At 48.0% G+C, this 12,310-nt stretch carries 11 protein-coding genes, 1 pseudogene and 1 other annotated feature; of the genes and pseudogenes, 8 read left to right on the forward strand and 4 right to left on the reverse strand.

Annotated features, from left to right (window positions below; all coding sequences use genetic code 11):
• Positions 1 to 78 precede the first annotated feature (78 nt).
• Complete coding sequence (locus MKX63_RS29020) at positions 79 to 477, reverse strand: VOC family protein (RefSeq protein ID WP_341022084.1); 399 nt, start codon at positions 475 to 477, stop codon at positions 79 to 81.
• Positions 478 to 637: 160 nt separating this feature from the next.
• Between MKX63_RS29020 and MKX63_RS29025 the strand changes: the two genes are divergently transcribed.
• Both MKX63_RS29025 and MKX63_RS29030 read left to right on the forward strand, forming a co-directional pair.
• Positions 638 to 1,204 (forward strand): dihydrofolate reductase family protein, encoded by a 567-nt coding sequence (locus MKX63_RS29025; RefSeq protein ID WP_341022086.1) that lies wholly within the window; start codon positions 638 to 640, stop codon positions 1,202 to 1,204.
• Positions 1,194 to 3,449, forward strand: a complete 2,256-nt coding sequence (locus tag MKX63_RS29030; protein WP_341022087.1) for an excinuclease ABC subunit UvrA — start codon at positions 1,194 to 1,196, stop codon at positions 3,447 to 3,449. Before MKX63_RS29025 ends, MKX63_RS29030 begins: the two co-directional genes overlap by 11 nt.
• Here the strand turns inward: MKX63_RS29030 and MKX63_RS29035 are convergent.
• Both MKX63_RS29035 and MKX63_RS29040 read right to left on the reverse strand, forming a co-directional pair.
• Positions 3,444 to 5,207 carry a sensor histidine kinase gene (locus MKX63_RS29035; RefSeq protein ID WP_341022089.1) on the reverse strand — a complete coding sequence of 588 codons (1,764 nt, stop codon included), beginning with the start codon at positions 5,205 to 5,207 and terminating at the stop codon, positions 3,444 to 3,446. The genes MKX63_RS29030 and MKX63_RS29035 overlap by 6 nt on opposite strands.
• Positions 5,204 to 5,929, reverse strand: a complete 726-nt coding sequence (locus MKX63_RS29040) for a response regulator transcription factor (protein WP_341022090.1) — start codon at positions 5,927 to 5,929, stop codon at positions 5,204 to 5,206. Before MKX63_RS29040 ends, MKX63_RS29035 begins: the two co-directional genes overlap by 4 nt.
• Before the next feature lie 207 nt (positions 5,930 to 6,136).
• On the opposite strand from MKX63_RS29040, the gene MKX63_RS29045 reads away from it, so the two are divergent.
• Together MKX63_RS29045 and MKX63_RS29050 are read left to right on the forward strand one after the other, a co-directional pair.
• Entirely contained in the window at positions 6,137 to 7,102 is a 966-nt protein-coding gene (locus tag MKX63_RS29045; protein WP_341022091.1) for a M23 family metallopeptidase, read from the forward strand.
• Positions 7,103 to 7,266: 164 nt separating this feature from the next.
• A complete protein-coding gene (locus tag MKX63_RS29050; RefSeq protein ID WP_341022092.1) occupies positions 7,267 to 7,644 on the forward strand; it encodes an MBL fold metallo-hydrolase in 378 nt (125 codons plus the stop codon).
• Positions 7,645 to 7,675: 31 nt separating this feature from the next.
• On the opposite strand, the gene MKX63_RS29055 is transcribed toward MKX63_RS29050, so the two are convergent.
• Positions 7,676 to 9,280: a M4 family metallopeptidase gene (locus MKX63_RS29055; RefSeq protein WP_341022093.1), complete on the reverse strand. Its 1,605-nt coding sequence runs from the start codon at positions 9,278 to 9,280 to the stop codon at positions 7,676 to 7,678.
• A gap of 377 nt (positions 9,281 to 9,657) precedes the next feature.
• Positions 9,658 to 9,901: a binding site (T-box leader), on the forward strand.
• A 138-nt stretch (positions 9,902 to 10,039) separates the two neighbouring features.
• Here MKX63_RS29055 and MKX63_RS29060 point away from each other — a divergent pair.
• The 4 genes and pseudogenes from MKX63_RS29060 to MKX63_RS29075 all read left to right on the forward strand — a co-directional run.
• Positions 10,040 to 10,315, forward strand: a pseudogene (locus MKX63_RS29060) (alanine--tRNA ligase-related protein); the annotation flags it as partial.
• Positions 10,298 to 10,807, forward strand: a complete 510-nt coding sequence (locus MKX63_RS29065; RefSeq protein ID WP_341023332.1) for a hypothetical protein — start codon at positions 10,298 to 10,300, stop codon at positions 10,805 to 10,807. The pseudogene MKX63_RS29060 and the gene MKX63_RS29065, both read left to right, overlap by 18 nt.
• 257 nt (positions 10,808 to 11,064) lie before the next feature.
• Positions 11,065 to 11,367, forward strand: a complete 303-nt coding sequence (locus tag MKX63_RS29070) for a hypothetical protein (protein ID WP_341022094.1) — start codon at positions 11,065 to 11,067, stop codon at positions 11,365 to 11,367.
• Between the two features lie 269 nt (positions 11,368 to 11,636).
• Positions 11,637 to 11,996: a carbohydrate kinase family protein gene (locus MKX63_RS29075; protein WP_341023334.1), complete on the forward strand. Its 360-nt coding sequence runs from the start codon at positions 11,637 to 11,639 to the stop codon at positions 11,994 to 11,996.
• Positions 11,997 to 12,310 lie beyond the last annotated feature (314 nt).

Here is a 12,310-nt window from a genome sequence, read left to right on the forward strand (position 1 = left end):
AAGAAGACGCCGGGGAAGATACCTGGCGTCTTTCTTTTGCAGCCTTATTCGTCGTTAGCCTTGACCCAATGCTTCATCCTAGCTCATACAGTTAATCGCCCACAAATGGCCGTCCAAATCCACGAAGCCCCAATGATACATGAACCCATGATCCTCAGGTTCCGCGTGCAATTTCCCGCCTAAGGAGAGTGCGGTATTCACGATTTCATCAACCTTGTCCCGGCTTTCGAATTCCAAAGCAATCGTCAACTGTGCATACTTGCCCGTATCAACGGTTTCCTTCTCCGTAAGTGTAATAAAAAAGGCTTGATGGATCAGCATAACCTGCAGGTTGTCGCCGATCAAGAGGGCTACCGAAGTCTCATTATCTGGGTATTGCGGGTTACGCTCAAATCCAAGACCGGTGAAAAACGCTTTCGATTGTGCTACGTTTTTTACGGGCAGGTTCAGGCTCGTGAATGCGGACGTTAATGCCATTAGCAATACACCCCTTTGTCAACTATTTTCAAATGTTTCTTATGATTATATCACATCAAAGTTTAACTAAAAGAAGAAGAACAGCCATATTAAAATATGTCATTAGATGTCATGATTAAGCTTTATAATGATAGTAAATCAACGAAAGGAGCAATAAATCATGAGCAGAAGAATTTTATTAGACTTGGCAGTTACTTTGGATGGTTACATTGAAGGGAAGAATGGGGAAGTGGACTGGTGCATTATGGACCCGGAGCTGGAGTTCGCTCAATTTTTGAATCAAGTAGATACCATATTTTATGGAAGAAAAAGCTATGACCAATGGAGAGAACATGCGACAAATCATGAAAATTCGGATAATGACAAAGAATTACGGGCAATGATTCATAGTAAAAAGAAATATGTTTTCTCCAGATCGCAGCAGGGGACGGGTCATGAGGCTATTTTCATAAACGACCATATTCTCGAAGAAGTAAACAAAATTAAGCAGAGACCTGGTAAGGACATCTGGTTATTTGGTGGAGCAAACCTGATTACAACGTTTATTCAATTAGGACTTGTGGATGAATTCAGATTATCCGTTCACCCTGTGGTTCTTGGAGAAGGAAAGCCGTTGTTTGCGGATATCAAAGAACGGTTAAATCTGAAATTGGTTCATACCAGAAGCTTCTCCTCCGGTCTTGTTCAGCTCATATACCATGGGGATGGTGAGCTAGGTGAACGCTAATGATATCGTCATCAAAGGCGCGAGAGAGAATAACCTGAAAAACGTGAATGTCCGTATCCCGAAACGAAAAATCACGATCTTCACTGGCGTCTCAGGTTCGGGCAAATCTTCGCTTGTCTTCGACACCATCAGTGTCGAAGCTCAGCGGCAGCTTAATGAGACGTTCTCCGCATACATCCGCAACCGGATGCCCCGGTATAGTCAGCCAGACGCCGATCTCATTGAGAACTTGTCTGCGGCCGCTGTCATTGATCAGAAAAGACTCGGCGGCAACTCCCGTTCAACGGTTGGCACGATCACAGATATCAATGCCATGCTGCGGCTGATGTTCTCCAGAATCGGCAAACCGTTCATTGGCAATTCGCATGTATTCTCCTTTAACGACCCGGCCGGTATGTGCCCGGAGTGCTCCGGAGTGGGACAAGTGGTGCAGTTCGATGTAGAAAAGCTGCTTGACAGGTCCAGGACGCTGAATGATGGCGCGATCCTGTTCCCCGCTTTCAAAGTGGGGGGCTGGTTATGGAATTCATATGCCCATTCCGGACTATTCAGCAACGATAAGCAGCTCGCTGACTACACTCAGGAAGAGATGGATGTCCTCCTGCATGGGAAAGAGAGCAAGATTGTGTACAACACCAAGGGCGGAGCCATAGAATCGGATTATGAAGGTCTGCTGCCCAAGCTCACACGCCTATATCTGAAGCGGGACAGCAGCGAGCTGTCCGAAGCCAAACGCGAATCCATTAACCGGTTCTTGTCCTACAGCGAATGCAGCCTGTGTAAGGGAAGCCGGCTTAATCAGGAAGCCTTAGGCTGCCGGATTAACGGATACAACATCGCAGAGTGTGCGGCTATGGAGATTGGCGGGCTTATCCGTATCATCGAAGCCATTCAGGACCCCGTTGCCGGGCCTATGAAGGAAGGAATCCTAATCCGGCTGAATCACCTGGTCTCGATCGGGCTGGAGTACCTCAGTCTGGACCGGCAGACCTCAACATTGTCGGGAGGGGAGTCGCAGCGCATTAAGATGGTACGTCATCTAAGCAGCAGTCTTACCGACATGATCTATATTTTTGACGAGCCAAGCGTCGGGCTGCACCCGCGGGATGTTCATCGTCTGAACGGCATGCTGCGCCAGCTCCGGGACAAAGGGAATACGGTACTTGTTGTTGAACATGACCGCGAGGTGATGGAAATCGCCGATTATATTATTGATGTAGGGCCTCATGCAGGTGCCCGGGGGGGTACAATCGTCTATAATGGCGATTTTGCAGGCTTACTCCGTGCGGATACGTTAACAGGACGGTACTTGAAGCAAAGTCTGCCCTTGAAGAGATATGTCAGAGTGCCAAAGGGAATAATGAGCATAGCCTGCACCAGCCTGCACAATCTGAAAGAGGTGAGCGTTGATATCCCTGTTGGAGTACTGACTGTGGTAACGGGAGTTGCCGGCTCAGGTAAAAGTACGCTGATAAACGGAGCCTTCCTGCCCTCACATCCGGAAGCCATCGTCATTGATCAGTCGGCTGCGGGCACATCCATCCGCTCTAATCCGGCTACCTACACGGGAATAATGGACGACATCCGCCGGCTGTTCGCAGCCGTCAACAAGGTAAGCGCTTCCCTGTTCAGCTTCAATTCCAAGGGAGCCTGTGCCCATTGTCAGGGTCTAGGCATGATCTACACAGATCTGGCGTTTCTCGAGCCCATACGGACGACTTGCGAAGTCTGTGCAGGCAGACGGTTCAGCGATGAAGTACTGGCATACAAACTGAATGGACAATCCATCAGCGACGTCCTTGCTATGACGGTGCGGGAAGCTTCGGAGTTCTTCAGTAAGAAAGAGCTGCTCCGCAAGCTGCAGACACTGGAGGATGTGGGACTCGGATACGTAACGCTGGGCCAGCCTTTGAGCACCTTGTCGGGTGGTGAATGCCAACGTATCAAGCTGGCTGAGGAGCTTCACAAGGAGGGCAGCCTCTACGTTATGGATGAGCCGACAACCGGATTGCATATGTCCGATATCTCTGGTCTGATGGACATCATGAACCTCCTGGTCGACGGGGGCAACTCAGTGGTAGTCATCGAACATAATCTGGATGTGATCAAGAGTGCAGACTGGATTATTGACATGGGTCCCGAGGGCGGACACCGGGGCGGCCAAATCGTATTCGAGGGCACACCTGCCCTGCTTGCTGCAGCTACACATTCTACAACGGGAACGTACTTGCGCAAGACCTTATAGCAATCTTGAACGGGCATCCCATATCAAACGTATTTCCGTTCCCTCTTCGGGACTGGAGCGAACCTCAATCCGCCCTTGCATGGCCTCGATCAGCCCTTTGGTAACCGCCATGCCTAGGCCTGAGCCGACATCAGGCGCACCTGTATCTGTGCCGCGATAGTATCGTTCGAACAGCTTCCATTCCGTCTCCTGATCCATGCCGCGTCCATTATCGGAAAATTGAACGATGAAATCGCCTGCCTCTTTACCTGGCTGCACACTTACAATCAGCTGCGCGTCCGGCGGATTATGGAGCAGGGCGTTGGCGGTCAAATTATCAACGATTCTTTCAAAGGAGGGAATGTGTACTTGTCCAAGTACCTCCGCCGGGGCAGGCTGGAACGTAATGCGGCCCTCTCCATAAGCCGGGTTACGTTCAGCACGATGCACCAACTCCTGAAGCAGAGCATTGATATCCGTTTGCTCAACAGGGGGCTGGTATCCGCCACTGCGCAGACGATAAGTCATGGCCAGGTCGCTTACCAGCCTGTCCATGTACATCGACTTATCTAACATGATGCCCGCAAATTCGCGTACTTCATTAGAAGCCCACTCGTATTTCTCTGCTTCCAGCATGTGTGCATAACCCTGGAGCGAGGATAGGGGTGTCTTTAAATCATGGGTAATTCCAGCAATCCATTCCTCCCGCAGAGAGTCGGTCTGTTTGCGGAGTTCCTTATCCTGCTTCAGGGTATCGGATAACGTTTGGATAGAATGCAACACTTCCGTATATACCCGATAGTTCCGCCGCCATTTCCCGTTCTTCTTCTGGCTAAGCGGCCTGCCGCGGGGTCCGGCCGGCTCCTCATATTGTCCGCGTTCAAGCCGCTGCAGCCATTGGAGCATATGGAGCATCGGATAACCGAATAGGTTGGCATACCAGACAGCAAGCAGGATCAGCAAGCCGATAATGGATACCAGAAGTGCAATCAGAGCAGGTCCAAAAATAAACCCGAAGGGGTTCACGTTGCTCCCTGCCGGATTGCCTGCAAGAGGAACACTCAGCTTCCAGGTGGAATGGTTCTGCTCATCATAGCTGGTCACTGTAGTCATTCCATACCGGGTGGGGTAGCGTGTACGAAGAATCAGATCCTGGATGCTGTAGCTGTCCGGGATGCCTGCTGCGGGCTTGTTGAAAGAAGCCATCTCCTGTCCCTGTTCATCCAAAATCTGAAGATAGGCATCCGCCGTGCGGATGATGTCCTGCTGCCTGGATGCCAGTTCAAGCTTGTTATTGGCATAACGGCCCCCGTTATATGCTTGATCCAGCATGGTTACGGCCTGGTTGTTCTCTCCATACAGCAGGGTGAAATTGATCCCTTGTCGTTCCCGGATAAGCAGATATAGCTCGTAGGGAAAGGGCTTTTGTCCTTGCCAATAAGATATGAGCTCTCCAGGTTTATAGTGATCCGGCACATCGGAAGGGGTATGAAAAGCATCCAGCACACGACCCTGCTCATCGAGAATCTGAAGCCAGCCGTTGTTCTCTTCGATTCGCTTCAGCAGCCCGGGATCATACTTAACACTGCCGTCCGGCAAAATATCGGCTGTACTGATTAGCTGGTCGAGCCCAACAGTGGCAAAATCTTCAACAAGGCTGGCCTCGTGTAGCTGCTGAATGACCCAGTAAGCTATACCTCCGCCGATAACCAGGATCAGGACCACCGTACCCGCAAGCAAGCCAATGAACCGCGTCATCAATCTGCGTCTTACACTCATCGCCCAGGCCCCATGCCGGACTGAATGAGCTTATACCCTAGCCCGCGAACGTTCACCAACAGCTCAGGCGCGGAGGGATCAGCCTCAATACGCTCACGAATCCGGTGAATATGTACCATGACGGTGTTGTCATCCGAAATGGCCTCCGATCCCCATACCCGCTCATATAATTCTGACTTGCTAAAGATACGATTCGGATGTTTGCAAAAGAACAGCAGCAGCTGGTATACCAGCGCAGGACAGTTCACCAGTTGACCCTCTACTCTGAGCTCACCGGCTGGCTCCATGATCTGAAAGCGTCCAAAATCATAGATGCCTTCCTGTGGCAGTTTTTCTGCTTCCGTCTGCCTGGGCAAATACCTTCTAAGCAGGGATTTGATCCGTGCGACTATTTCCAGCGGGTTAAAGGGTTTAACGACATAATCGTCTCCGCCAACCGCGAAGCCGGTCAGCTTGTCGTAATCGGTTGTTTTTGCAGTTAGAAAGAGAATGGGGGCATCTGTAATTTGACGCAGAAACGGGCAGATTTCCAGCCCGCTCCGGCCTGGAAGCATCACGTCCAGCACGATGCAGTGATAGGTTTTCTTTTTACATGCAGCAATCGCATCTTCACCGCTAGTGACCGTATCGATATCCAGGAATTGCTCTTTGAGCAATACCGTTCGGAGCATATGCAGAATCGCCTGTTCATCATCAACAAGCAGGATTGAAACTTCATCCATGACGAAATAGAGCCTCCCAGCTTTTTTATAAGTATCATACCATTCTGAAACGCTGACAGCGTACCGGCAACCTTAACGGATGCTTAATTTTGGAGATAGAACAGGCCGTAAAGTTAAGATATACGTAAGAGTAGGTTAGACGGCAGGTAAGATTGATTTCGTACACTGAACTAGAAAAATACCGTTCTAACAAAGGAGTGCAGGGAAATGACTAGAGTATATACGAAAAGCTGGAAGGGGCTTGCCGCAGTGCTTGGTACGTGTGTGCTGTTGTCTGCCTGCGGCACTTCGGAAGCATCTGAACCGCAAAGGATTACACCTGACAATTTCATGGATACCTTAATGAAGGGATCGAAGGAGGACATCTACAAGCAGATGAGTCCGGAGCTACAGAAAATCATAACGCTGGACGAATTCAAGACGACTGCCGATAGCTTTATGGAAGGCGTTACTTCATGGAACAAGGTTACGGAAGTTAAACTGAACAAACTGGTTGATCGTTCGTGGAAGGATCAGACGGGGACTAAGGGGATACAGGCCTCTTTTGCCGAAGATCACAAGATTGTGGGGCTGCTTATTCAGCCGCTTGAAACACATGAAGCAACGGATAAGGCGTTGACCAAAACTGAATTCCAGTTTCCGCTGAAGGGCGAATGGTTTGTGTTCTGGGGCGGGAACGATGTGTTATCCAACTATCATTATGCTCATGAATCCCAGCGTTACGCACTCGACATTATCCGCACTCAGAATGATGCAAGCTATCAAGGAGAGGGAAAGGACAACGAGGACTACTATGCTTTTGGTGAACCGCTCCATGCAGCAGCAGATGGCAAGGTGGTTGAAGTCAAAAATGACATCCCGGATAACACTCCGGGCGTGATGAACGCTGAAGATCCGGAAGGGAATGTTGTGGTCATTGATCATGGAAATGGGGAGCATAGCATCACAGCACATCTCAAGAAAGGCAGTGTAGCTGTCAAAAAAGGGGATAACGTCCAGCAGGGAGATCTCATTGGACATCTTGGTAATTCAGGGAACTCTAGTGAAGCACACTTGCATTTTCAGGTATCGGACGGGCCCGACATCTTCACTTCCCGTTCGGTTCAGATCCGTTGGTCCGATCAGAGTCAGAGCCTGACTCGCGGGAATTCTTTTCAGGGACTTCCCAATTAATTGCGTCAGTTTTTATACACGGCATACTTTCCAAAGGACTCTTGCACCCGCAAGAGTTTTTGCCGTTCCAAGTAACGTGCATGTGCTTCGGCCTTCCCAAGCGCAAACCACGTGCTGTCGTGGTCAAAGTAAATAGGTGACTGCTGCGCCGAGGGATGGGTCCCATGCTTCACGCCAGTACATTTATAAAAAATCCTGCAAAATGTGCAACATTGCACATTCATACGGCACTTAAGGATCGAGACATTCTGCCCCTGGCCGGTGGCATTCAAGTCGTTTTCACCTCAGGACACACGCCAGATCATATGTCGCTCTATCATATCCCAACGCAAACGTTAATTGCCGGCGATGCATTAAACTCAAAGGATGATAAGCTCCTGCCCTTCGACAACTATTACACGTTGGATCATTCTACTGCGCTGAAGTCGATTGCCAAGCTGCTAGAACTGGATATTAAAAAAGTGATCACCTATCATGGTAACGAAGCTACTCATCGAATTAAGGAAAGTCTCCAGAAAATAGTAAATACAACAGGCCAATGATCCTCAAGATCATTGGCCTGTTATGCTGTTCTTAGTAGACGCCTACCGCATTGTAAGCTTTAGTTACAGCAGTTACTTGAGCCGAGCCTGCGCCAAACAACTCGGTTGCCGATTGAATGACTGCTGTACGTGCAGCAGAGAAGTTGGATGAGGTTGTGAGGTAATATACAAGTGCATTGTAATAGATTTGAACGGCATCCTCACGGCCGATACCAGTGACCGTTACACCGTTAAACGTACCGCCTTGAGCAGCGAGATAGAAAGCTTTGTTATTGATACCGCTGTTCGTATGCACACCGCCTTCGTCAGCGGTACCGGTGTAACGGTCGCTATATTTGTCAGGCTGGCCGTACAATGGCGGATTAGCCAGTGAGCGGAGTGCGTCACCCGCTACGCCCGGTGTATATATTTTATCACCGATCAGCCAGTTCGCACCTTCAATTGAATTTCCGATGATGTCGGAGAAGGACTCATTGAGTGCCCCAGATTCTCCGTAGTATTCGAGATTGGAAGTTTTCTCCGTCACACCATGCGTCAGCTCGTGGCCTACCACGTCCAAATCACCGGACAACAGTGTAAAGGTAGATCCATCCCCATCCCCGAAAACAATCTGTGCACCATTCCAAAAGGCGTTGTTATAAGCAGTGTAGTAATGAACGGTCGATCGGATTTGCAGTCCTTTGTTGTCCAGGCTGTTGCGGCCGAAATGCTGGAGATAATAATCATAGGTTCTCTCCGCATAGGTGTGGGCATCAACCGCGGCTTTGTCTGTCCAGACATTATTAGTGCTGGTCAAGAGCGTCCCCGGAAGAGAGGTCCTGTTCTTCGCGGTATAGGTCACAATGCCCTTGCCGCGGGTGCTGTCATACAGCTGGTAGGTTGAACCCGAGAGGCGTGTCTCGAATGTTTTGGTATCTCCAAAGACTCCAGTGCCCGTGCCCGTCAGGTTCTCTAAGATATTATATTTGAACAGCACGCTGCCATTCTCCGCAGAAATGAAGTACCGTATCCGCAAAGGCTCGGGTTCCAGCACATTCACTTCCGTTTTATAGACTAATTGAGGTTCTCCATCTACGATAAAATAATACAAATCTGCTGTAGGAGTAACTTGGGGCTCACCAAGCGGTCCATGTTCCAGCGTGGCATCCTGACCGGCTGCCAGGATGGCATCTGCTCCGGATATGGTTTGGAGTTGAATCAGCGGCTGCGGAATGGTCTGGTATACATCTTCAACTACACTTCCCAGCAGGGAGGTAACATTCCCGGCTTTGTCGAAATGCAGGGTCTGATCAGCTCCATATACCGGTATCCCCGAGATATACTGGCTTAACCGGTAATGCTGGCTGCCGGTTTTGCTGTTTGTTTCTTGCTCTGTGATTTTAAATTTCCCCCGAATGTCCCCCTTAGCCGAAAGATGCAGGTTCCCTTTAACACTTTCAAGATATCCCCATACCTTGTCCTCGGAAGTGGGGTCTGCAGGGGATTTCCAGGCTTGGTCCGTAATTGAAATAGGGGAAGAGCCTGAGAAGAGCTCTACAGGATTGTTACTCTCATTGTTTTCAGCGGCACTGCCCACCGAGGCCAAGGACCCAAGTGCTACAATACCTGCAAGAAGTGAAGCTACAGTCTTTTTCATAATCATTACTCCTCCGATCAAATTGGTTGGTTTAAAGTTGTGCCTGTGTACTTACTCAAGCTGCGATCTGGGGTGCAAGGACTACGGCGGCTAACAACCTCAATGTACGGAGGGAGAGTGTGGAGACGGCAGGACCCCTTTCGTGAAATTTACAACTACATCCTTGTTCAAAGGCGCTCAAAATGGATATTTATGTTAAGAATGTAATTATAGTGTTTTCAGTATATTCAGGTTTTTGCATATCAACTATGATCAGAATCACAATTAATGCAATAAAATTAGTAAACAATAATTGCGCAACATCGAAATTGGAGTCTATATCTTATAATAAATTGACGAAGTAAATTAATTGTGCTAGCATTGCTTTAACTTAAAATGAAAAGGCTATGATGAGAAATAGTAACTATTAAGGATCTCACAGAGAGAAGATGGTTGGTGCGAATCTTCATTGATCTAATAGTGAAGCAGTCTCGGAGCTGTGGACCGAACAGAGGAATCTTAGTAGGCTTCAACGGAGTTCCACCGTTATTCAGGAAACAGTATCGGAGGAATCCCGTACTGATAGAGCGCAGAGCAATCTGAAGTTAGGTGGTAACACGGACATAATCGTTCGCCCTAAGTTGACAAGAAACATGTCAGCTTAGGGCTTTTTTGTTTTAAGCATAAATAATATTTGATGGAGGGACACAGCATGGTGAGAATGACACCAGATGAGTTAAGACAATCCTATATTAATTTTATGAAGCTACAGCTTATGAAGATTTAATCCGCAATAAAAAGAAAGTAATCGAAATAGTAGATAAGGAAGAGAATCTTTTCTCCAGAACGTTACAGCAAGGAGAATTTGAAATACAAAAGCATCTGAAAAATAAGGGGAAAGTTACAGGTGCAGATGCCTTTTATTTTTATGAAACCTATGGCTTTCCCTTGGAGTTGACAGAAGAGTATCTAAGTGAAAGCGGATATAGCATGGAGGACAAGGCTTCTTATACAGAGTCAGCAGAAAAACACGCTGAAATGAGCAGAACTGCTTCTGCAGGTAAATTTAAAGGTGGTTTGGCTGAACATTCCGCAGAAACAACGGCGCTGCACACGGTATCTCATTTGTTACTTGCCGGGTTAAGGGAAGTGCTAGGGGATCATGTTCACCAGCAAGGAAGTAATATTACTTCCGAACGATTACGGTTTGACTTCAACCATGATAACAAACTTACCCCCGGGCAAATAGCTGAGGTGGAGAAGTATGTGAATGATGCGATCTCTTCCAAAGCAGTTACCTCTATTTCAGAGCTGCCTAAGCTTGAAGCGAAAGAAAGTAATGCGGAAGGTAATTTCTGGGATAAATATCCGGATATCGTTAAGGTATATACCATCCAAGATCACGAAGGGAAGGTGTGGAGCCGGGAAGTCTGTGGAGGACCTCATGTTGGAGATACCACGAACTTAGGGACGTTCAGTATTATCAAAGAACAATCCTCGGCTGCTGGAATTAGAAGGATTAAAGGAGTCATTTCCGGTAGACACTAACCTAGTCCCAAACCTGCGCAAATTGCAGGTTTTTTTTCGGTTGACAGGAGGGAATGGCAATTTAAGAGCCAAGAAATTAATTGACCATAGGATAGAAAAGACTTAATAATGTTTTAAATTGGTTTGTAAGGAGTGAAATAGGAGTTGTTGGAACTTGATGGTATGGATGCCGACTCGTTAATAGCTATGCTAAAAGCTTCATTCTTAGTCTTTGTGCGAAGTCCGCATTAAGATACAACTACCAGGTGGACTGGGCATTGGAAGAATTGCAAAGTGACGTCAAGAAAATTAATGATACATCACCAGCTGTATACGTTAGGTACTACATAGAATATATTCATCTATTATCAATTTATTGGTTTAAACGGGTAAGTGGTAAACTATTCGATAGGGCAGGCTTTAGAAAAGCTATTGCTTTTTATGAGCTTGTTAGAGCTGAGGCCAATGTTTCACAGCTACAAGAGTATCATGCAATCATGCGAAATATTTTAGAAGGGGAGTTCAATGATGAAAATTATGAAAAAGAAGCTTTTATTATTGACAACCGTATTGCTGATTAGCTCATTAAGCATTTTGACAGCCGCAAGCGCCGAGGAAATTACTACACTGCAGACCACAAGAGTGACAACCAATAGCCACGGCATGGGCCACTGATTTGTCTGGGTATTGTCCACAAAAGAACTTACTTATACTCCCAGATATCCCAAATCCATATTCAATGCAAAGAAACCCAGGTCTTTTACAGACTCTGGGTTTCTTTATTTCTTTGAAGTGAATCAACATTGGTATGCCAAAAAAATGAATACAGTGGTACTTAAACCATTAATTCCTGACAGGATGCAGTGACCCTGCAGAGATCGCAGACCGGTTGCTGAAATCCGGGGCTGGTGCTGCCGTAATCAAGCTTGGCGCGGACTGGGCTTATTACAGTAACGGACGGATCTCTGGAACTGAGCCAGGGTTTCCCGTGAAGAGGTTCATAGATCCGATGGGTGCCGGAGACGGTTTTGCCGCAGGCTTTATCAGCGGTTTGCTACAGGGGGAGGATCTGCCTTCTGCCGTGCGGCGCGGCAACGCTGTCGGTTCCATTGTTGTCGGGGTAAGCGGCGATGTGGAAGGCCTCCCGTCCCGGCAGGATGTGGATCTTCTCTTGGCAGGGGGAAGCGGCATGGAGGATATTATCCGGTAAGTGAGTGCATTCCCAAGGAGGATGACAAACATGGACAAAGATTGCACCTGTCCTTGGAAGCATTCAACATGACCTTGGCCTAAGCGGTGCTGTGTCCAGCTTGCTCGTTTCGATTCCGGTGTTATGCATGGGAGTCTGCGATGATGGGCCCTTTATTATCCGGCTTTATTAAAAAGCATCTGGCTGACCGGGCATCCTCCATGATTGCAATCTACTCCATGGCTTTAGCCTTGGGGGCAGCTCTAGGAGCGTGCGGGCCACTGTTAACGGGGGTTCTGCATGACCGCACGGGCCATTTCAATGAAGGAATACAG

Origin of the sequence: Paenibacillus sp. FSL R7-0179 (genome assembly GCF_038002265.1) — a bacterium.
GTDB lineage: Bacteria > Bacillota > Bacilli > Paenibacillales > Paenibacillaceae > Paenibacillus_AQ.

Coding starts and splice junctions, on each gene's coding strand:
- MKX63_RS29020 (WP_341022084.1), bottom strand. CDS start 477: ATGGCATTAACGTCCGCATTCACGAGCCTGAACCTGCCCGTAAAAAAC.
- MKX63_RS29025 (WP_341022086.1), top strand. CDS start 638: ATGAGCAGAAGAATTTTATTAGACTTGGCAGTTACTTTGGATGGTTAC.
- MKX63_RS29035 (WP_341022089.1), bottom strand. CDS start 5,207: ATGAGTGTAAGACGCAGATTGATGACGCGGTTCATTGGCTTGCTTGCG.
- MKX63_RS29040 (WP_341022090.1), bottom strand. CDS start 5,929: ATGGATGAAGTTTCAATCCTGCTTGTTGATGATGAACAGGCGATTCTG.
- MKX63_RS29045 (WP_341022091.1), top strand. CDS start 6,137: ATGACTAGAGTATATACGAAAAGCTGGAAGGGGCTTGCCGCAGTGCTT.
- MKX63_RS29050 (WP_341022092.1), top strand. CDS start 7,267: ATGCTTCACGCCAGTACATTTATAAAAAATCCTGCAAAATGTGCAACA.
- MKX63_RS29055 (WP_341022093.1), bottom strand. CDS start 9,280: ATGAAAAAGACTGTAGCTTCACTTCTTGCAGGTATTGTAGCACTTGGG.
- MKX63_RS29065 (WP_341023332.1), top strand. CDS start 10,298: ATGAGCAGAACTGCTTCTGCAGGTAAATTTAAAGGTGGTTTGGCTGAA.